Source organism: Mesorhizobium sp. M6A.T.Ce.TU.002.03.1.1 (assembly GCF_003997275.1).
Taxonomy (GTDB): domain Bacteria; phylum Pseudomonadota; class Alphaproteobacteria; order Rhizobiales; family Rhizobiaceae; genus Mesorhizobium; species Mesorhizobium mediterraneum.
In genome coordinates, this window is the sequence record NZ_RZTI01000018.1 from 52,607 (window position 1) to 73,003 (window position 20,397).

General features: G+C 63.7%; 21 protein-coding genes. 6 read left to right on the forward strand and 15 right to left on the reverse strand.

Annotated features, from left to right (window positions below; translation table 11 throughout):
- A partial coding sequence (gene mutL / locus EOC93_RS08495) for a DNA mismatch repair endonuclease MutL (RefSeq protein ID WP_245461410.1) occupies positions 1-1,561 on the forward strand: 1,561 nt, incomplete at its 5' end.
- A 41-nt stretch (positions 1,562-1,602) separates the two neighbouring features.
- Here mutL and EOC93_RS08500 read toward each other — a convergent pair.
- The gene (locus tag EOC93_RS08500) at positions 1,603-1,947 is read right to left on the reverse strand and encodes a DUF2185 domain-containing protein (protein WP_126106987.1); all 345 of its coding nucleotides are present in this window, start codon (positions 1,945-1,947) and stop codon (positions 1,603-1,605) included.
- Positions 1,948-2,025: 78 nt separating this feature from the next.
- Positions 2,026-2,919 (reverse strand): DMT family transporter, encoded by an 894-nt coding sequence (locus tag EOC93_RS08505; protein ID WP_126106988.1) that lies wholly within the window; start codon positions 2,917-2,919, stop codon positions 2,026-2,028.
- A 90-nt stretch (positions 2,920-3,009) separates the two neighbouring features.
- Here EOC93_RS08505 and EOC93_RS08510 point away from each other — a divergent pair, with 90 nt between their 5' ends.
- Positions 3,010-3,936, forward strand: coding sequence for a LysR substrate-binding domain-containing protein (locus tag EOC93_RS08510; RefSeq protein ID WP_126106989.1), 927 nt, complete (start codon positions 3,010-3,012; stop codon positions 3,934-3,936).
- A gap of 143 nt (positions 3,937-4,079) precedes the next feature.
- Complete coding sequence (locus EOC93_RS08515; RefSeq protein ID WP_027153867.1) at positions 4,080-4,313, forward strand: DUF2093 domain-containing protein; 234 nt, start codon at positions 4,080-4,082, stop codon at positions 4,311-4,313.
- 25 nt (positions 4,314-4,338) lie between these two features.
- On the opposite strand, the gene lpxK is transcribed toward EOC93_RS08515, so the two are convergent.
- From lpxK to EOC93_RS08545, 6 genes are all read right to left on the reverse strand, one after another.
- Complete coding sequence (gene lpxK, locus EOC93_RS08520; RefSeq protein ID WP_126106990.1) at positions 4,339-5,367, reverse strand: tetraacyldisaccharide 4'-kinase; 1,029 nt, start codon at positions 5,365-5,367, stop codon at positions 4,339-4,341.
- Between the two features lies 1 nt (position 5,368).
- Positions 5,369-6,685, reverse strand: coding sequence for a lipid IV(A) 3-deoxy-D-manno-octulosonic acid transferase (gene waaA / locus EOC93_RS08525; RefSeq protein WP_095485663.1), 1,317 nt, complete (start codon positions 6,683-6,685; stop codon positions 5,369-5,371).
- Positions 6,682-7,470, reverse strand: coding sequence for a lysophospholipid acyltransferase family protein (locus EOC93_RS08530; protein ID WP_095485662.1), 789 nt, complete (start codon positions 7,468-7,470; stop codon positions 6,682-6,684). Before EOC93_RS08530 ends, waaA begins: the two co-directional genes overlap by 4 nt.
- 5 nt (positions 7,471-7,475) lie before the next feature.
- Positions 7,476-7,721 (reverse strand): DUF4170 domain-containing protein, encoded by a 246-nt coding sequence (locus EOC93_RS08535; protein ID WP_095485661.1) that lies wholly within the window; start codon positions 7,719-7,721, stop codon positions 7,476-7,478.
- Between the two features lie 76 nt (positions 7,722-7,797).
- Positions 7,798-8,604 carry a 3'(2'),5'-bisphosphate nucleotidase CysQ gene (locus EOC93_RS08540; protein ID WP_095485660.1) on the reverse strand — a complete coding sequence of 269 codons (807 nt, stop codon included), beginning with the start codon at positions 8,602-8,604 and terminating at the stop codon, positions 7,798-7,800.
- Positions 8,591-9,934, reverse strand: a complete 1,344-nt coding sequence (locus tag EOC93_RS08545) for a TldD/PmbA family protein (RefSeq protein ID WP_127204364.1) — start codon at positions 9,932-9,934, stop codon at positions 8,591-8,593. The genes EOC93_RS08540 and EOC93_RS08545 overlap by 14 nt, the downstream gene beginning before the upstream one ends.
- A gap of 346 nt (positions 9,935-10,280) precedes the next feature.
- Here EOC93_RS08545 and EOC93_RS08550 point away from each other — a divergent pair, with 346 nt between their 5' ends.
- Genes EOC93_RS08550 through EOC93_RS08560 form a run of 3 tightly spaced genes read left to right on the forward strand, consistent with a single transcriptional unit; the run spans position 10,281 to position 12,454 of the window.
- Entirely contained in the window at positions 10,281-11,354 is a 1,074-nt protein-coding gene (locus tag EOC93_RS08550) for a glycosyltransferase family 2 protein (RefSeq protein ID WP_127204373.1), read from the forward strand.
- Complete coding sequence (locus EOC93_RS08555) at positions 11,329-12,021, forward strand: class I SAM-dependent methyltransferase (RefSeq protein ID WP_127204365.1); 693 nt, start codon at positions 11,329-11,331, stop codon at positions 12,019-12,021. The genes EOC93_RS08550 and EOC93_RS08555 overlap by 26 nt, the downstream gene beginning before the upstream one ends.
- Positions 12,014-12,454 carry a GtrA family protein gene (locus tag EOC93_RS08560; RefSeq protein ID WP_245461411.1) on the forward strand — a complete coding sequence of 147 codons (441 nt, stop codon included), beginning with the start codon at positions 12,014-12,016 and terminating at the stop codon, positions 12,452-12,454. Before EOC93_RS08555 ends, EOC93_RS08560 begins: the two co-directional genes overlap by 8 nt.
- Here EOC93_RS08560 and EOC93_RS08565 read toward each other — a convergent pair.
- From EOC93_RS08565 to EOC93_RS08595, 7 genes are all read right to left on the reverse strand, one after another.
- Complete coding sequence (locus tag EOC93_RS08565; RefSeq protein WP_245461412.1) at positions 12,451-13,062, reverse strand: hypothetical protein; 612 nt, start codon at positions 13,060-13,062, stop codon at positions 12,451-12,453. The two genes, EOC93_RS08560 and EOC93_RS08565, sit on opposite strands and share 4 nt — an antisense overlap.
- Positions 13,063-13,069: 7 nt before the next feature.
- A complete protein-coding gene (locus EOC93_RS08570; protein ID WP_127204368.1) occupies positions 13,070-14,233 on the reverse strand; it encodes a hypothetical protein in 1,164 nt (387 codons plus the stop codon).
- 68 nt (positions 14,234-14,301) lie between these two features.
- Positions 14,302-16,335 (reverse strand): glycoside hydrolase family 127 protein, encoded by a 2,034-nt coding sequence (locus tag EOC93_RS08575; RefSeq protein WP_127204369.1) that lies wholly within the window; start codon positions 16,333-16,335, stop codon positions 14,302-14,304.
- Positions 16,336-16,359: 24 nt separating this feature from the next.
- Entirely contained in the window at positions 16,360-17,217 is an 858-nt protein-coding gene (locus tag EOC93_RS08580) for a carbohydrate ABC transporter permease (RefSeq protein ID WP_127204370.1), read from the reverse strand.
- The gene (locus EOC93_RS08585; protein ID WP_127204371.1) at positions 17,217-18,143 is read right to left on the reverse strand and encodes a sugar ABC transporter permease; all 927 of its coding nucleotides are present in this window, start codon (positions 18,141-18,143) and stop codon (positions 17,217-17,219) included. Before EOC93_RS08585 ends, EOC93_RS08580 begins: the two co-directional genes overlap by 1 nt.
- Before the next feature lie 161 nt (positions 18,144-18,304).
- Positions 18,305-19,558, reverse strand: a complete 1,254-nt coding sequence (locus EOC93_RS08590; RefSeq protein WP_127204372.1) for a sugar ABC transporter substrate-binding protein — start codon at positions 19,556-19,558, stop codon at positions 18,305-18,307.
- Between the two features lie 55 nt (positions 19,559-19,613).
- Positions 19,614-20,397: LacI family DNA-binding transcriptional regulator (locus EOC93_RS08595; RefSeq protein WP_164759078.1), on the reverse strand; the 784-nt coding region annotated here is incomplete at its 5' end.

Below are 20,397 nucleotides of genomic sequence, written 5' to 3' on the forward strand. Positions count from 1 at the left end.
GCTGTCGATCCGCTCGCGCACGGCCAACGGCGACACCGCCGCCGAGATCGGCATCGAGGGTGGCCGCGTGTCCGCCGTCAAGCCGGCGGCCGCCAATCGCGGCACCACGGTCGAGGTGCGCGACCTGTTCTTCGCCACGCCGGCGCGGCTCAAATTCATGAAAGGCGAGCGCGCCGAAAGCTCGGCGACAAGCGACGTGATCAAGCGCATTGCCATCGCCTTCCCCGCCGTGCGCTTCACGCTGGCCGGCTCCGACCGCTCGACACTGGAGCTGCCGGCGACCGACGACAGCCCGGAAGGCCGGCTGCGCCGCGTCGCGCAAGTGATGGGCGGCGACTTTCCGGAGAATGCCATCGCCATCGACGCCGTGCGCGATGGCGTGCATCTGGCCGGTCACGTCTCGATCCCGTCGTTCAGCCGTGCCAACGCGCTGCAGCAATATGCCTATGTCAATGGCCGGCCGGTGCGCGATAAATTGATTGCCGGCGCCATCCGTGGCGCCTTCGCCGACGTGCTGCCGCGCGATCGCCATGCGGTGACTGTGCTGTTCCTGACGCTCGATCCGGCCATCGTCGACGTCAATGTCCATCCGGCCAAGGCCGACGTACGCTTCCGCGATCCGGGATTGGTGCGAGGGCTGATCGTCGGCGCCATCCGCGAAGCATTGGCCAATGCCGGCATCCGTGCCGCCACATCAGGGGCAGCCGGCATGATGGCGGCATTCCGGCCGGGCGCGGCGTCCTACGCCCATTCAGGACCGGCCAACGGCCACCGCAGCTACGAGGCGGCGTACCGTGCCTCCGGCTCTGCCGGTTTCGACCCGGCCCGCTCGCCGCAACGGCCGCTGGACATGGGGTTTGAAAACACCGAATTCAGAAATGGCGGCTTCGGCGAAAACGATCAAGCGGCGTTCGACGCCGGCCCGCTTCACAGCGCCGACGCGCGTGCCGGACAGACTGAGACGGCGGAGACGCTGCTTGGCACGGTGCTGGGTGCCGCACGCGCCCAGGTGCACGAGAACTACATCGTCGCGCAGACCAGGGATTCGCTTGTCATCGTCGACCAGCATGCAGCGCATGAGCGGCTGGTCTACGAGGCGCTGAAGAACGCGCTGCATGCGCGCGCCGTGCCGTCGCAGATGCTGTTGCTGCCGGAGATCGTCGACCTGCCGGAAGAGGATGCCGAGCGGCTCGCCATGCATTCCGAAACGCTGGCCCGCTTCGGCCTCGCCGTCGAGCGCTTCGGCCCGGGTGCGGTCGCCGTGCGCGAGACGCCGTCGATGCTCGGCGAAACCAACGTCCAGCAGCTGGTGCGCGACCTTGCCGACGAGATCGCTGACAACGACACGGTCGATACGCTGAAGGAACGGTTGGACAGGATCGCCGCGACCATGGCCTGCCACGGCTCGGTGCGTTCCGGCCGCCTGCTCAAGCCCGAGGAGATGAACGCGCTGCTGCGCCAGATGGAGGCGACGCCGGGCTCCGGCACCTGCAACCACGGCCGCCCGACCTATATCGAGCTCAAGCTTGCTGATATCGAGCGGCTGTTCGGGAGGCGGTGAAGGGGGGACTGCATTGAGCGGCCTCCCCCAAATGGACGGCTCTAGGCCTCATTTTGGGAGGCGAACTTCTCATAGACAAACTTCCCCTCACTTCGAAAAAAGGCACTTCCGCAAGGCGCCTCTAGACAAGTGGTAATGAGCGGGTCGTAGTTCGCAATTGTGTTAACGTCGAATAGGCTTAAGTTATTTGGATTGTTGACATATTCGTCAGATTCGTCACCAGAAAAAAATCGCCAGCCGCTATCAATTGGACCGTCTGGTGTTTCACGATACAGATAGCCGACTAGAGCGCCATCTACGGTAATGCGATCTGACGCGATACAGCTACCGTAACCGGCCGCTATTGGGCGAAACGTTGACGCATCCCGAAAAAACGTCTTGGGCATTCTAAGCTCACTGCTGGCGCCCCATTCCTAATCAGGATTAGCTGCCATGTGTGGTCGGCGGTCAAGCATTTGATGTAATCACCTCTTCAAATTCACCACGATCACGCCGCCAAGCGCCAGCGCTCCACCGAAAATGCCGAGCAGTGTTGGTACCTCGCCCAGCCAGAAGAAGCCGATCAGCGTCGCCACCGGCGAAACCAGATAGAGGAAGTTCGAGGCACGCGCCGCCGGCAGCCGGGAAAGTGCTGTTGCCCAGGCGGCGTAGGCGATGAGGCTCGGCACGATGCCGAGAAAGATGACGGCGCTAAGCCCGGCGGTATCGGCAACTGCCGCCTGCGCGAGGCCGCTTGGCAGGAACGGCGCCAGGCAGAGCGCGCCGAGCACCATGTTGGAGGCGGCAATGGTCAGCGGGTGGTGGCGGGCAAACAGTGGCTTCTGGACGATGGTGTTGACGGCCGAGCACAGCGCTGAACCCAGCACGAGCAGCGCGCCGGTGTTGAAATGCAGGCCCTGCCCCTCGCCCATGGCAATGATGCCGATGCCGGCGAAGGAGATGGCTGTGCCTGCCCAGGCCAGGCCTGAGAAGCGTTCGCCGAGCAGCGCCATCGCCATGATGGCGGTGAAGATCGGGCTGACATTGATGATGAAGCCGGCAGCACCCGCCGAAACGGTCAGTTCGCCGAAATTGAGCATTGCCGTGTAGAGCGCGACGAAGACGGCGCCGCCGAAGACAAAGCGCCATAATTCGTCGAGCTTTGGCAGCGCCGGCCGCTTGACGGCGAGGAAGATCGCCGCTGGCACCGCCGCGATGGCAAAGCGCAGCGCGCCGAGTTCCAGCGGCCCGAAGGCGGCGAGGCCGGCGCGGATCGCCGGGAAGGCGGACGCCCAACCGACCACCGTCAGCGCCACCGCAATGGCTGCCGTGGTGTCCATCCGCTGTGTCGAATTCAACGTTCCGGTATAGGCGCTCATTTCATTTCTCTCGCGTTTCATATGCTCAAACACACAAAACGCCTTTCCTGACCGGTTGACAAACGACCAAATCGAGAGTCAGCTGTGATTATGGATCACAGCTCAGACGCGATGCTGCCGCTTGAAACCCTGCGCGCCTTCGACGCCGCGGCGCGGACGGGCAGCTTTTCGGCCGCTGCCGAAAAACTCAACCTCACCCATGGCGCCGTCAGCCGGCAGATCGCCAAGCTCGAGGACTGGCTCGGGCTGAAAGTGTTCGATCGCGGCGCGCGCGGCGTTTCGCTGACGATCGAAGGCAACCGGCTGCATCTGCGCACCACTGAGGCCTTCGCGCTGATATCCAGCAATTCGGACCGCTGGATCGAGCCGCGCGGCACCGCCGTGGTGCGGCTGACCTCGATCCCCTCGGTCAGCGGGCTGTGGCTGATGCCGCGCATGGCGGCGCTGGAAAACAACCCGTCCAAGCTGCGCATCGTGCTCGACGTCGATATCCGCCAGGCGGATCTCGCCGACGAAGGTATTGATCTGTCGATTCGCTGCGGACGCGGCCGCATCCCCGGCCGCGTCTCGGTGCAGCTTTTCGAGGAACATGTTTTCCCCGTCGCCTCGCCGGAGCTCGCCAAGGAGATCGGTCGTGGCGACCCTGCCCGGCTGCTCAAATTCCCGCTGATCAACGATTCGGACGCCTCGGCCTGGCGCGCCTGGTTTGCCGCGCAGGACATCGACTATCGGCCGCGCCCGCAGGACCGGCGCTTCGAGGATTACAATCTGGTGCTCGATGCTGCCACTCACGGCCTCGGCATCGCGCTGGCGCGGCCACCGATGACCGAGCATCAACTGAAGTCAGGCCGCATCGTCGCCGTCGACGACCGCATCGTTCTCAGTCCGATATCCTACTGGCTCGACCGGCCTATGGGGCGACCGCGCGCCGCCGCTGCCGAGCTTGCCCGGCGCATCGCGCTCCAGGCCGGGCTGGCGGCGGAAAAGATCGAGGATTTCATCGTAGCTGAGCAGTAAGATGCCAGGCATCCACTTTGCCGGCTTACTCGGCTGGTTGTCGTCCGAAACGGAGCCGACTAAACCCAACCTTGTCTCGCTCCAAGCTTGACCTTGCCGGCAATTTGTGGCGATGACATCGTCATGAACCTTGGCTCCATGTCATGATGAACCGTTTCGAAGGCCCCGGCGGCAAGGAAGCCCGTATCCGCTACCTAGACGGCGACTTCCAGGTGACCAGCCCCGGCGCCTTCGTGCGCTGCGCGGTCACCGGCGAAAGCATCCCGCTCGATGAGCTCAAATACTGGAGCGTCGCCAGGCAGGAGCCCTATGTCAGTGCTGCGGCCTCGCTGCGCCGCGAGATCGAGGCACATCCCGAATTGCGCAGCCGGCGCTAAACCAGCTTCCGGATCGGCTCCAAAGTCACCCCTTCAGCTTGCGCTGCCGCCAGGCATCCAGCGTCTCGTCGATGATGCGTTCGGGCACGTGGTCGGGATCGAACACGGTGTCGATTTCAAGCACATCGAGCTGCCCGAGGAACTCGGCAGGCGCAGCATCGTGGCGCAGCCGGGCGGCGTCCTTGGCGGTGGTGATGAGGGCAAGTCCGGCACCTCGCGCTGTCGTTGCCAGTTCGGCAAGCTCGTCCTCACCATAGAAATGATGGTCTGGAAACGACCGGGTCAACACGACTTGGCCGCCGGCCTCACGGACCGTGTCGAAGAATTTGTCGGGATGACCGATGCCGGCAAAGGCCAGAAATCGCTTGCCGACCAGCCCCGCCGTCCTGCTTGGCCGGGTGCGCGCCTCGAAGATCGGCCGGCCGGCGCGCGCCGCCTGGCGGACGACCGCATCGGCAGCAAGGCCCTCGCCCATCTTCAGCAGCGCGCTGGTGAAAACCAGCTGGTCGACGATACCAGCCCTGAGCGGACCGCCAGGAATGACGCGGCCGTTGCCGACGCCGTAGCGCGCGTCGACGACGACCAGCGCGTAATCGATATGGATGCGCGCGCTCTGGAAGCCGTCATCCATGATCAGGAAATCACAGCCATGCTTTTCCAGCAGAAGACGCGCGCCGGCGGCCCGGTTCGGCGTGACCGCGACCGGCGCGTGCTCGGCCAAAAGCAGCGGCTCGTCGCCGACATGCTTGGCGGCGTCGTGATGCGGATCGACGACATGCGGCTGCGCGAAGGAGCCGCCATGGCCGCGCGACAGGAAGCCGGGATTGAGATGCATGCGCCTGGCCTGTCCGGCGAGCGCGATCGCCACCGGCGTCTTGCCGGTACCGCCGACGGTAAAGTTGCCGACACACAGCACCGGCGCCTCGACCTTTTCGCGCGCCGCCGAGCGCATGCGGCGGCCGGCAATGAGGGCATAGATCGCGGACAGCGGCGTCAGCGCCAGCGCGCGCCAGTCCGGTTCTTCCCACCAGAAGGGTGGCGCTTCGCTGGCCACCTTAGCGGCCGTTGGCGCCCTTGAGGCGCGACTTGACGACCAACGGCTGAATATAGGGCTCAAGCGACTTCAACGTGAGCGCCAGCGCGCCGCGCATCTCGTCGACGGTCGCCGCACCGGCTGCCATCATTTCGTGGCGAGCCACCTCGTTGCTCAAAAGGAAATTGACGGCGCCGGCCAGCATGTCGCGGTCGCGCACCAACTTGGCGCCGCCGCTGTCGAGCAGGCGCTGATAGGTCTCGCGAAAATTCTGGACATTGCGGCCGGCCAGCACCGCGGTGTCGAGCATGGCCGGCTCCAGCGGATTCTGGCCGCCCTCGGAGGTGAGCGAACGGCCGACGAAGGCAATCTCCGTCAGCCTGAGATAAAGCCCCATCTCGCCGATCGTGTCGCCAAGCAGAATGTCCGTGTCGGCGGTGATTCTTTCGCCCTTGCTGCGCCGAGCGACTTTCAGGCCCATGCCGGAAATCTGCGCGGCAAGCGCTTCGGCGCGATCGGGATGGCGAGGCACGACGATCGTCAAAAGACCGTGGTGACGCTTGTGCAGCATCGCGTGAACCTCGGCGGCGACCACTTCCTCGCCGTCATGGGTCGAGATTGCCGCCCAGGTCGGACGGACGCCGATCTGGCGTTTCAGCGTGTACAACGCCCTTTCATCGGCCGGCGGCGGCGTCGTGTCGACCTTGAGATTGCCGGATACGGTGACCGGCCGGGCGCCGAGCGAGAGGAAGCGCTCGCCGTCGATTTCCGACTGGGCGACAACATGGGCGAGATTCTCGAACAGCGCCTCGGCGATGTTGGCGCGCTTCTTCCAGGATTTGAACGAACGGTCCGACAGCCTGCCATTGACCAACACTTGCGGCACACGGCGCGCGCCGAGCTCCAGGATGGTCATCGGCCAGATCTCCGATTCGGCGATGATCGCCAGATCCGGCCGCCAATGGTCGAGGAAGCGGCTGACCGCCGGCTTGAGGTCGAGCGGCACATATTGGTGGATGATGCGGTCGCCGAGCCGTTCGTCGGCAACCTGAGCGGAGGTGACAGTGCCCGTCGTCAGCACGATGTTGACGCCGTAGTCGAGGATGCTCTCGACCAGCGGCACGACGGCGATGGTCTCGCCGACGCTCGCCGCATGGATCCAGATCACCGGCCCTTCGGGACGCTCGCGCCCGGCGATGCCATAGCGCTCGCGCCGGCGAATTCGGTCCTCCTTGCCCCTGGAGGTGCGCCAGGCAACATAAGGACCAATCAGCGGATAGGCGGCTGCGCCCGCGAAACGATACGCCGTCAGGAAGGTGCGCGCCCAGCGCCCGCTCATTTCGAGCCATCCACGAGGCGATAGGCCTCGGCGGTTGCGGCGTTGAGCGCGGCCGTGACCTCCTGGCGCTTGCGTTCCATTTCGGCCTCATCCGCATTGGCCGGAACGAACACCGGCGTTCCCACGACGATCGACGAGCGGCCGAACGGCAGATTGATCGTGGTCTTGTCCCAGCTGCGCTCCAGCACCTTACGGCGGCTGGTGGCGATTGCCGCGGGCAGGATCGGCCGGCCCGAGAGCCGCGCCAAGAGAACGATGCCAAGCCCCGCGTCGCGCGGCGTGCCATGAGGAATATCAGCGATCATGGCGACGTTCTTGCCGGTGGCGAGCGACTTTTTCAGGGCAATCAGCGCCTTGGCGCCGCCCTTGTCGAGATGCTTCGCGCCTTCGCGTCCGCCCGAGCCGCGCACCGCCTCGATACCGAATTTCTCGATCATCAGCGCGTTGAGCTCAGCATCGGCACTGCGCGATACCATGGCGACCAGCGGCCTTCCCTTGGGGTAGTAGGCAGGGGTCAGAAGATGCTGGCCGTGCCACAGCGCAATGATGCCCGGCTCGAATTGCGAGTAAGCGCCACCCGATATCTGCGCCGATCCGTCGACAACGCGGTTGGTCAGGCGGATCAGACGAACGAACTGCGCAAATAGGCTGGCGATGGCGTTCTTGACAAATCGCGATTGCGCCAGCGGTTCGCGAATCTTGCGCCAGAATGTCCGCGGGGTGCCGCTAGGATGCCTCCTGACTCCAGACCTCGTGGCCGATCCTTTCACCGCTTCATGATCCATCGATTTCAATCGGCAGCCTTGGTGTCGGGGTCGAGCAACCGGTGCAGGTGAACGACGAAATACCGCATATGAGCATTGTCCACGCTGGCCTGGGCCTTGGCCTTCCATGCCGTCTGCGCGGATTGATAGTCCGGATAGATGCCGACGATGTCGAGCGCGTCGAGATCACGGAATTCGGTCCCGCCCAGCGTCTTCAGTTCGCCGCCGAACACCAGGTGCAAAAGCTGCTTCTTTCCGTCTTCCGCGGTCATGTCGGTCCTTCACATATCGTGAGTTTGTGACAGGTCTAGACCAAAGCCGCCGACTTTGGAACCATTGATGATATGTTCAACTGTCCTGCCCGGCGATGATGCCGGAGAGGACGGCGAGCAGTTCGCCGCTGCCGGCAACCAGGGCGCCGTGGCTGATCACTTCGCCGGCATAGCGCGGTGCGCGGCCCTTCTGGTCGAGCAATGCGCCGCCGGCCTCGCGCAAGATGAGGTCCGCCGCGGCGATATCCCAGTCATGTGCGTTGGGTTTGACGAAGGTTGCGTCGAGCATGCCATTGGCGACCATCGCCAGCCGGTACGCGAGCGAGGGAATATAGGGCACGCGGTTCAGCCGGCCCTGCCATTCCGCCGGCAACAGGCCGACCAATGGCTTCGGCCCGCCGATTTCGACCATCGCTGCCGGGCGGCGCACGGTAATGCGACGGCCATTCAGGAACGCCCCCTCACCTGATAGCGCCCAATAGGTCTCCTCCGTGGCCGGACATTCGAGCACGCCGGCAAGCGTGCGACCGTCCTCGACCACCGCGACGCTGACGCACCACGTGCGAAGGCCTTCAAGAAAGCCGCGCGTGCCGTCGATTGGATCGACGACGAAGGTGCGGCGGGCGGCAAGCCTTGCCGGATCGTCGGCCGTCTCCTCCGAGAGCCAGCCATAGTCAGGACGTGCCGCAAGCAAGGTCTCGCGCAGATAGGCGTCGGCGGCGTGATCGGCCTCGCTCACCGGCGAGGTGCCGCCCTTCATCCACACTTGCGGATTGTTGCCGAAATAGCGCATGGCGATGACGCCCGCCTCGCGGGCAGCGTCGCGCAGCAGGGCCAAGTCCTCGCGGGCATCGGCGGAGGTGACTTGGTCAAGCTCCGGCAAGGGTCATGCCTTCGATCAGCAGCGTTGGTGCGGCGGTGCCGAAATTGCGATCGAGATCGCTCGCCGGAACCATGTTGAGGAACATGGTCTTCAAATTCGAGGCGATGGTCACTTCCGCAACCGGATAGGCGAGCTCGCCATTCTCGATCCAGAAGCCGGAAGCGCCGCGGCTGTACTCGCCAGTCACCATATCGACGCCCTGGCCGAACACTTCGGTGACGTAAAAACCTGATTTGAGCGACTTGATGAGGTCTTCGGGCGCCCGCTCGCCCGGCTCGATGGCGAGGTTGGTCGACGATGGCGAGACGGAGGAGCCGTTGCGTGAGCCGCGCCCGTTGGTGGTCAGCCCCAATTCCCGCGCGACCGAGGTCGACAGGAACCAGTGGTTCAAAATGCCTTTCTCCACCATGAGCAGTCTTTCGCCCTCGATGCCTTCGCCGTCAAACGGACGCGACGCCTGGCCACGGCGCCGCAGCGGCTCATCGGTGACGGTGATCGCGGCCGCCGCCACCTGCTTGCCCATCATGTCGCGCAGAAAACTGGTCTTGCGCGCGACGGACGCGCCGTTGATGGCGCCGGCGAGATGACCGGCGATGCCGCGAGCGACACGCGGGTCGAACACCACATTGACCGGGCCGGTCGCCGCCTTGCGCGCGCCGATGCGCCGCGCGGCGCGTTCGCCGGCCTTGCGGCCGATGTCCTCAGGCGCGTCGAGATCGGAATAATGCTGGCGCGAGGAGAATTCATAATCGCGCTCCATGCCGGTGCCCTCGCCGGCGATGACGCTGGTCGAGCGCGAAAAGCGCGACGCGACATAGTGGCCGACAAAGCCGTGCGAGGTGGCGAGCACCAACCCGCCAAGCCCGGCACTGGCGCCGCTGCCGGCCGAATTAGTAACGCCCTTGACGGCAAGGGCGGCCGCTTCCGCGGCCAGCGCTGCTTCCTTCAACTGGTCGGCCGAAACTTCCGTCGCGTCGAACAAATCGAGGTCGCGCGGCTTATCGACCAGCAGGGCCGGATCGGCGAGGCCCTGATAGGGATCCTCAGGGGACACTTTGGCCATCGCCACGGCGCGCTCGGCCAGCGCTTTCGGGTCGGAGGCAGCGGTTGCCGAGACGCTCGCCACCCGCTTGCCGACGAAGACGCGCAGCGAGACATCCTCGCTCTCGGACGCTTCGGTCCCTTCGACCTTGCCGAGCCGCACCGACACGCCGGTCGAGCGGCCGCGCACCGCAACCGCGTCTGCGGCGTCGGCTCCGGCCCGTTTGGCCGCCTCGACCAGGGCCGCGACGCGGTCGGTCAATTTCGCTGAGTCCAGCGTATCGGTCATGCGCATAGTCCTGTTTTTCCGCCTGACATAAGTGGCGGCCGCTCCGCACCATCTATTGTTCCGATGTGGCTTGTGCAATGGCAGAAGTGGCAAGCAGATCGATCGGCCAGCAGACATCGGCTTCAGGCGGCATGACCGAAGCGGTTCCTCAAAGACTGCTTCGCGCCAGGTTCGGACCGGCCGACAGTCCCTTTGACGCCGTGTCTCGATCACATGCGGACGTTCGATTGCGGTAACGCCGCCTATCTCCTTTCCACGCATGATCGGCATCTACCCGAAACCATTAAATTAGCATTTTCTTGTGTACCCTTGGGAACTTTGTAGCTTGCGTTCCATTTTCAACCGCATGCGAGACTCTGTGATCCAAAGCATCAGGACTGCGGTGAACGTGTCGCCGCCCCGGTACTCGCTGGTCCTTCCCATCTACAATGAAGAGCAGGTCCTGCCTCGACTGATCGAGCGGATCAGTTCGCTGATCTGCCGGTTGGACGGAGAGGCTGAGGCGATCTTCGTCGATGATGGAAGCCTCGATGGAAGCGTCGAATACCTTCGGAACGCGGTCGCCGTCGAGCCGCGCTTCCGGCTGATCGAGCTTTCCCGCAATTTCGGCCACCAGGTCGCGATCACGGCCGGCATGGACGCGGCTGCGGGCGATGCGGTCATCGTCATGGATGCCGACCTGCAAGACCCGCCGGAGGTGGTTCTCGATCTGGTGGCGAAGTGGAAGGAAGGTTTCGAGATCGTCTACGCCCGCCGTGTCAAGCGTGAGGGCGAATCCTGGTTCAAGCGCGTTACGGCGAGTCTCTTCTACCGCCTGCTGGAGAAAATGACGTCGGTCGACATCCCGCGCGACGTCGGCGATTTCCGCCTGGTCGGCCGCAAGGCGCTGGAAACCTTCAAGCAAATGCCCGAACACGACCGTTTCGTCAGGGGCATGTTCGCCTGGATGGGGTTCAAGCAGACGGCGGTGCCTTTCGAACGCCCGGCGCGGACCCTGGGCCAGACCAAATACCCATTCTGGAAGATGATGCACCTTGCCGTTCACGGCATCGTCAGCTTCTCCGAGAAGCCGCTGCGCATGGCTCTGTGGGGCGGATTGGCCATTTCCGCGCTTGCGGCAGTGTTCGGCGCTTACGCCATCTTCGCCTGGATTTTTGAAACCGGCATCATTGCCGGCTGGACATCCACCGTGGTGATCGTGTCGCTCCTTTGCGGCATCAATCTTTTCATGACCGGCGTGGTCGGACTTTACGTCGGCGGTATCCACGCCGAGGTGAAACGCCGTCCGCTTTACGTGATCGATCGGGTCACCGGATTCGATAAGGCGATGCGTGCCGCTCCTCTTGGTGAGAGCCGAAGATCGCTTCGAAAACCCAGGAATGGAGCCTCGGCTGATGGCCGAACTCTTCGACAGCTATAAATCAAATTATGGCGAGGCGGTCGCAGGATCCATCCGGTTTTCCGGCCTCAGGCACGACTTCTTTCTGATCGCCAAGGCCGACCTGCTGCGGCGTCTCGTTGCCGAACGAGGGCTTCGGCAGGGCGGGGCTAATGTGCGGGCGCTGGATATCGGCTGCGGCGTCGGTTCGCTCCATCCTTATCTCGAAGGCGCGTTCGAAAGCCTGGATGGCTGCGACGTCTCGGAGGAATCGATCCTGCGCGCCAGCCGGGACAATCCAGGTGTGACCTATCACGCGTGCATCACGCTGCGCCTGCCTTATGAGGACGGCGCGTTCGATCTGGCTTTCGCCAGTTGCGTCGTCCATCACGTTCCGCCTGTCTCCTGGCTCGATTTCTTCCGGGAAATGCGGCGCGTCGTGCGGCCGGGCGGCGTCGCCTGCATCATCGAGCACAATCCCTATAATCTGCTGACGCGTCTTGCGGTGTTGCGGTGTCCATTCGACCAGGACGCGGTCCTGCTCAACGCGGCCAAAGCAAGGTCCCTCTTTCAGGAGACGGGTTTTCGGGATATCCGATCCGAGCATTTCCTGCTGCTGCCCTCGGCCAGGCCCTTCGCCAGAAGACTCGAGCGCCTGCTTGCTCCTCTACCGCTCGGGGCCCAGTATGCGTGCAGCGCGCATGTCTAAGGGCCGTTCGACCGCCGGTGCCGGGCTGAAGCTGCTGGCGCGCTTCGGGCTGGTCGGCATCGCTGCGACGATCCTTTATGCTGTCCTGGCTACCGTTTTGATCAAATCGGAATGGATCGGCGTCACGCCCGTCCAAGCGTCGCTTGCGGCTTACGCCGCGGCCGCCGTGTTTTCGTATCTCGCCCACAAATCGGTAACCTTCATGTCGAGCGGATCGCATCGATCGGAAGCTGCGCGTTTTCTCCTGCTGACGGCGACAGGCTTCGGCATGGCTTATGGGGTGCCGGCGCTTTTGACGATGAAACTCGGCCTGTCGCCCATCTTTGCCGTTCTGGTTACGTGCTTGCTTATTCCAGCGATCAATCTTCTCATGCTCGACCGATGGGTTTTTGCGCAGCGAAGACCCGGCCGGCAAGGCGACCGCCCCACCTAATCCGTGTCAACAGCATCCAGCCGGAACGACACTAGCTTGATGGAGCGCTTGTAGATGTTGCTGGCGGCCGGAGTTTGCGGGATGCCGTCGAGATAGTCGAAGGCGATGTCGAGTGCCTTGGCCTCGCCGAGAGCCGCCGGTGGAATGACGAACGAGACCGTTCGTGGTTCTTTGCCAGACAGCGTCACTGCCTGCGCCCGAACGCCGTTCACCGAGATCACAACCCTCTGGGTGATCTGTGGTGGCCGAATGACGGCGGCCATTTGCAGCGTGGCAGCCAAGCCGTGACCGAGCGGCGGTATCTCCAGGCGAAGCCGCGAGGTCTCGCCCAGCGAATGGGTGCCGTCGCCTGCCGACCCCGACCAGCCGCAGACCTTTATGCTGGCTGCCCGTTTGGCGCCGTCGCTGCGGAACGATACCGTCTCGCCTAGTGTGTAGCTGCCGATGGCATCGCGGTTGAGGCAGGTGGTCGTTTTATCGATGTAATAGGCGCGATAGTCGGCGTTGACGTTCGGATTGAGAGCAAGCGCAAGGATGACGATCTCGGACCCGGCCAGAACCGCCGCGAACGCGTAGCCGCTGAGCCAGGCGGCGCGTCTGTAAGGCACTAGAGTGTCAGACCAGGGCAAGGTAGCCCCCGATCCACGCCGCAGTCATGACGTAACAGGCGCCCAGGAAGAGAACCAAAGCCGCTAGGTAAGTCAGCCTCGACACCGATAGCAGGACGGCGACCAACATTGTCAGAGGCGCAAGCCCGATGACGTATCTGACCATCGAGGCCAGGTTGGTGATCAGTGGCAGGATGATGCAGAGCGCACAGAACAGCGCAGCGCCATATTGCCTGCGGGCAGCCAGAACCGCCGACAGCGCCAATCCGGCGATTGCGGCCAGCGCGCTCCATTGCGGCGCCGTGGGCAGCCATCCTGTGGCCGGAACGGCGGAGAGCCCGTCCCATAAAAAGACGAGTGGATTGCCCGCTACCCGTCCAAATGCGCGCTGGACATGCAAGAACGCAAAGCCGTCCCCGATCGTAAGATAAAGAAACAGGATGTAAGCGAACAAACCGGCAGGTGAGATGAAGATAGCGACGAGCAGATCCGGCCGGCCAAGCACCCAGCGCGGAAAAGACAGCGCCGATCCGCCCTGCTCGCGGTGTTCCCTGAACATTTGAATGACGGTCGCAAACACAACAAGGACCCCGACGAGCCTCGTCGCCGACAGGAGCGCGGATGAGACACCCGCGGCCAGATAGCTGGAGCGTTTGAGCGCCAGAAAAACGCACGAAGTCAGCAGCACGAAAAGAGGTTCGGTCAGGAAAGTCGTGAAGTGGAAGGAGAACGGGCCGCTGAGCAGAAAGGCGCAATACAGCACATAGGCCCGCATGTTCTTCTCCAGCAGCGGCCATGCCACCAGACAGGCGGCGTAGCTGCAAACAATGGAGGTGACGGTCGCGACCAGTATCGTCTGGAAAGGGAAAACAACCCGGATTGCCGCCACCAGCATCGGATAGAGTGGAAAGAAGCCCCAGCGACCGACATTGCTTTGGTTTGGGATGGGAAAGCGCTCATAACCTAGTTCGCTGATACCAATGTACCAGGCGCAATCCCACCGGCAGAGCGCACGGGCATAAGCGGCGAAACCTGTTTCCTCCGATACCGAAGAAAATGCCGCATAGCGTATGGCCAGCCCGCTGATCACGAACAGCAACGGCACCGCCGCGACGGCTACGGCTATAGAGCGACCGCCGGCGCTCGGACGCGCGACATCTTCGAGCGCCAACTCTGCCTCCACCCACTCGAGTGGCTGGCGCCACTCTCCCCCTTTAAATTAGCGCCGTCGGGGCAAATTCAAGACATGCCTTTCGCCGGCTCAAGATCCGCGTTCGCGGATCGGGAGTCCCTCAGCCAAACCAGCATCTCGCCGGGATCGCGGTTATCCCAGGCGAAATAGGGAACGGCTTTGACTTTCGTCTCCTCCACCGCTGGCGGTTCGGTGCGGTAGAGTCCCTCCTGCCAGTTTTCAGAAGTCTCTTTGCTGGCGACGGCCGAGAGCGTTACGACGCCGCCCAGAAGGTTGGGCTCCTTATGCGCCTCGATCTTTGCCGCCCGTGGCAGAGCGATGCGGTGCAACTGACCGGCATTGTCGGTCTCCTCGACGCAATAGATCAGCGGACCGCGGGCAAGCGCGACGCGGCCGATATCCTGGCGCACCTGCGGGTTGGCGTAGAGGCGGTCGACCGCCATTTCGAGATCGAGCTCGACCTGATCGCCCTTGCGCCATTCGCGGCGGATTGCGGCGTAGTCGTCGCTGGTTACAGCTTCCAGATCGACTGCCTCCCCGTTCACCTTGAGCGCCGCCTTGCGGCACCAGGCCGGCAGGCGCAGGTGCAAGGTGAACTCGGTCGGCGCCTCGGGTTCGATCGTAATCGAGACCGCGCCGTCCCATGGATAGTTGCTGGTCTGGATCAGCTCTATCTGCCGGCCTGATATCTCGAAGCGGGCCGTGCTGTCGCCATAGAGGTGGATCGCCAGCGCGTCGTCCGAGAGGCCATAAAAGTAGCTGCCGATCGAGGCGACCATGCGGCCGATATTGGGCGGGCAGCACGGGCAGCGATGCCATTTCCAGCGGTTGTGCTTGCCCCGGCTTTCCAGCGGATTTTCATAGAAGAACAGCGAGCCGTCGAGCGACAGGCCCGAGATCGAGCCGTTGTAGAGCGCCCTCTCCATCATGTCGGCATAGCGCGCGTTGGGGCCCATGCCGAGCATGCGGCTGGCCCAGAATACCAGGCCGACCGAAGCGCAGGTCTCGGCATAGGCGGTTTCGTTGGGCAGGTCGTAGTCTGATGTAAAGCCCTCATTGTGCGACGACGGCCCGAGCCCGCCGGTGATGTAGAGGTTCTTGGTCATTAGATCGTCCCACAGCCGGTCGAGCGCTACCCGCAGCGTGTCGTCGCCATATTCGGTCGCGATATCGGCCATGCCGGAATAGAGATACATCGCCCTCACCGCATGGCCGACAACCTTGTCCTGCTCGCGCACCGGCTTGTGCGACTGGCTGTATTCGTAGGTCTTGAAATGATAGGCCTTCGGGTCTTCACCGCGGGCACGCGCCTCCTCGTCGAAATAATGCGGCTCAAGCCCGCGCTGGTCGATGAAGTATTTGGCGAGGTCCATGTACTTTTGTTCGCCGGTGACCCGCGCGAGCTTGACCAGCGCCAGCTCGATCTCCTCATGGCCGCAATAGCCCTTTTTCTTGCCGGGCTCGGGACCGAAGGTCTCGGCGATATGGTCGGCATAGCGGCACATGATGTCGAGCAGCTTGCGTTTTCCGGTGGCCTGGTAATAGGCGACCGCGCCTTCGATCAGATGGCCGGCGCAATAGAGCTCGTGGCAGTCGCGCAGATTGGTCCACCGCTTGCCGGGCTGGATGCGCTGGTACCAGCTGGAGAGATAACCGTCGGGCTGCTGCAGCTTGCCGTACATGTCGATGACGGCGTCGATCTTCTTCTCCAGCTCGTCATTGCGGCGGCGGTAGAGCGAATAGGCCGCGGTCTCGATGGTCTTGCCCCAATCTGAGTCCCAGAACATCTGGGTCGTCACCGTCGAGCCGGTGAACTCGTTGCCGGCGGCGGCAGCTTCGTCCGGCGATGGGGAGTGGAACGGAATGACGACGCCGGGCGATGGCCGGTCGGGGTCGATCTGCTCCAGCATGCGCGCCTCGACGCAGCGGTCATAGAGGATGTCGGCGGTCCTGGTGGCGACGGCATCGACACGGTCGCCCCAGAAGCCTCTGATATCGACCTGCGGCACCGGCAGCGGACGGAAGGCGAGCTTCGGCTTGCCCGGATTGGCGGCCGGTTTGGCGGATTGCGATGCGGTCATCAATTTACTCCGTTCGAATAGGGATTACTTCACGGCCCCTGCCATGAGGCCGCGGATGTAGAAGCGCTGCAGCAACAGGAAGAGCACCAGGCATGGCACCATCATCACCGTGACGCCCGCCTGCACCGCGCCCCAGTCGATGGCGCCGAAGCGGCCGGACTGCAGCGCCGTCATCATGATCGGCAGCGTGAATTTGGACTGGTCCGTCATCAGCACCAGCGCCGCCAGGAACTCGTTCCAGGCGCCGAGGAATGCGAACAGCGCGATGGTGACGATGCCCGGCCAGACCAGCGGCAGCATTACCCTCAGCAGCATGGTGACATTGTTGGCGCCGTCCATGCGGGCGGCTTCCTCGATCTCGCGCGGAACCGCGTCGAAGGCGTTGCGCATCATGAAGATCGAGAACGGCAGCTGCAGCGTGACATAGACGCAGACCAGCCCGGTCAGCGTGTTGTGCAGGCCGATCTTGGTCAGCACCAGGAAGATCGGCGTCAGGATCGACTGGAACGGGATCATGATCGTCGACAGGATGACGACGAAGAGCAGGTTCTTCAGCGGAAAACGGAAGCGTGAGAAGCCGTAGCCGGCCAGCACGCTGACGATTACCGACAGCACCACCGTCATGACAGAGACATAGATGCTGTTTTGCGCCGGCAGCCAGAGGCCGTCGCCGAACGTGTTGAGCGTGGCGTAGTTCTCGACCGAAAAGCCCGTCGTCGGCCAGGGCGGCAGCGGCGGCTTACGCGACTCCTGCGCCGGCTTGAACGCTGAAAGCACGGTCCAGACGATCGGCGCGAGGAACAGCACCGAGGCGATGATGCCCGTCGTGTGCTCGGCGATCTGCATGCCGATGCGGCGTTTGCGGCTGCGTGCCTGCGCCATCAGTCAACGCCCTCCGGTTGGCGGAGCAGCCGCAGCTGGATGAGGCTGAGCGCGACCAGGATGACCAGCAGGATCATCGACAATGCGGCTCCATAGCCGAGCTTGAACGACACGAACGACTGGTTGAAAATCCAGTAGACGGCGGTCAGCGTCTGGTTGCGCGGCCCGCCACGCAGGATGATGTAGAACTGGTCGAAGGCGAGGACCGAGCCGGCAACCGACAGGATCAGCGCCAGCGCCAGCGTGCGGCGCATCAGCGGCAGGGTGATGGCGCGAAACCGCGCCAGCGGCCCTGCCCCGTCGATCATCGCCGCCTCCTGCAGATCCGACGGGATGGATTGCAGGCCGGTCATCAGGATGATCATGGTGAAGCCCGCCACCTTCCAGACGACCATGGCGATGATCGACCAGAACGCTGGCTGGAACGTCGCCAGCAGATTGACCTTCTTTTCGGTCAGGCCGAGTTCGAAGGCGGCCGGGCTGAACAGGCCGGAATCGACATTGAGCAGCCACGACCAGAGCAGGCTGGCCGAGGCGAAACCGATGACGGCCGGCATGAAGAAGGATGTCCGGTAGAAGCCGGTCATCTGCCGCGGTCTCTCGATGAATAGCGCCAGCGGAAAGGCGACGACGAAGATCGCGATCGTCACCACCACCGTGTAATAGCCGGTGAAACGCAGCGCGTTCCAGAACCTGGTGTCGCGCAGGATCGCCCAGTAATTGTCGAGGCCAATGAAGGAGTGCGCGCCCATCAGCGGCCAATTGTGCAGCGACATCCACGCCGTCATGCCGAGCGGGACGATGAAAAAGACGACGACAAGGGCGACGGCCGGCGCGACATAGAGCAGGCCGATCCACTGCCGACGGCCGGCGCCGACCAGTTTGCGGCGACGCGCTGGGGCGGAGGTTGCTGCGATGGTGGTCATGGCTCTACGTCCCCCTCCCCCTCGAGGGGAGGGTCCGGCCGAAGGCCGGGGGTGGGGTCGTCTCTGACGCGCGCCAACGCAAAGAGAACGTCGAGCACTGCCGCAACGACCCCACCCGGACCTGCGGTCCGACCTCCCCTCGAGGGGGAGGTAGCCGGCGTCTACTGCTGCGGCGCCGAGTCGATGATCGACTGCATGGTTTCCTGCGCATTGGCGATGGCGCCGTCGACGTCTTCGCCGAAGAAGACCTCGTTGACCATCTGGTTCCACGGACCGTTGGCGGAGTTGATCAGGTCGTTGAACACCACCGAATAGGGCGTGCGGCCCTTGGCCATGGCTTCGGCAGCAACCTTGTAGCGCGGGTCGAGATCCTTCAGCGCCTCATTGGCGATGTCGCCGCGCACGGGAAGGCTACCGTATTTCGCCAGGATGGTCTGGCCCTCGAGCGAATAGGCGAAATCGAGGAACTCCTTCACCACCGCGACCTTGGTGGTGCCCTTGGTGACGACAAAATTGTCGCCGCCGGCAAAGGACGACCAGCCGCCATCCTTGCCCGGCAGGAAGGTGACGCCGTAGTCGATATCTGGGTATTGCGTGTTCAGCGCGCCGATGGCGAAGGCGCCGGACGGCGAGATGCCGATATTGCCGCCGGCAAACGCAGCAAAGAAGTTGGAGCCGGTGTCGGTCTGCGCACCTGAAGGCACCAGGTCCTTTTTGACCATCGAGCGGTAAAGATCGATCGCGCCGCGCAGCTGCGGGCTGTCGAGCGTCGCCTTCGAGCCGTCCTCGGTGAGGATGTCGCCGCCCGAGGCCCAGATCAGCGGCGTGAAGGTGAAGATGTTGCAGCCGCCGCAATTGCCGGAGAAATAGAAGCCTTTTATGTCACCGCCGAGCGCGTTGACCTTCTCGGCGGCGGCTTCGATCTCGGCCCAGTTGGTCGGGCCTTTTTCAGGGTCGAGCCCTGCCTGCTTGAACAGCTTCTTGTTCCAGATCAGCACCGAACTATCGGCGGAGAACGGAAGCCCGTAGATGCGGTCCTTGTAGGTGCCGGTCTTGACATGCGCCGGCGACAGGCTGGCGAAATAAGGCAGCGATTTCGCCCAGTCGGTGATGTCTTCCAGCTGGCCGGCGGCAGCGAAGGACGGCGTGTAGATCAGGTCGAGCGAGAGCGCGTCGGGTGCTGTGCCGCCGGCGGCGGCGGCGCCATACTTCGGGATGATCTCGGCATTGGGAATGATGTCCAGCTTGACCTGGTTCTCATGCCCCTTGTTGAAGGCATCGACGATGCGCGGCATGAAGTTCGAGCCGTCGGCGCGAACCCAGATGTTGGCGGTCTCGGCGGCGGCCGGCGCGACTGTTGCCAGCGTGGAAAAAATGCTCGCGGCAAAGGCGAGCCCGGTAATGATGGTCCTCATGGTTCTCCTCCTCATGGTTCTTCCTCGGCCGCGCTCCCCGCGCAGCGCTTTTGGTTCAGCCGTCCGGCGGACGGCCGCATGACTGACGCACCACCAGCCGGCACGGCAGTTTTCGGATGCCCGGCGCGGCGGGTTGGCCGCCGACGAGCGAAAGAAGTGTAAGACCGGCCTCGCGCCCGAGTGCCGCCAGGTTCATGTCGACGGAGGTCAGCGGCGGGCGGGTTGCCTCGGCCACGATCTGCCAATTGTCGAAACCGATGACACCGACATCATCAGGCACATCAAGCCCGCGCTCGCGCAGCGCGTCGATGACGCCGCGCGCGATCTGGTCGTTGCCGCAAAAGACGGCATCGGGCTTTTCGCCCCTACCCTTGGAGAGTTGGCCGTCGAAGAGCTTCTTCACCGCCTCGTGACCCCACGCTTCCGACCACGAGCCGAGCAATGGTTCCATGACCGGCAAGCCTTTCTCGGTCAGCACGTCACGATAGGCCTGTGCCCGCGCATGCACCACCGCAAAACTCGCCGGCCCGGTGACATGAGCGATGCGGCGGCGGCCAAGCCGCCAAAAGTGCTCGACCGCCAGGCGCGCGCCGCCGGCATCGTCAGATACGAAAGCGATGGCGTCGGGATCGGGCTGGGTGAAGGCGTAAATCACGGGAACGCCGAGATTGGACAGATCGACCGGCAGATGGCGATCGATGCGCTTGCCGGTGGCGATGATGCCGTCGACGCGCTTGTCCAGCATGGCATCGACATGCAGCTGGCCGAGGCGCTGGTCGTCCTCGACATTGCAGAGAAACACCGAGACGCCCTTGTCGACCAGCGCATCCGAAATGCCC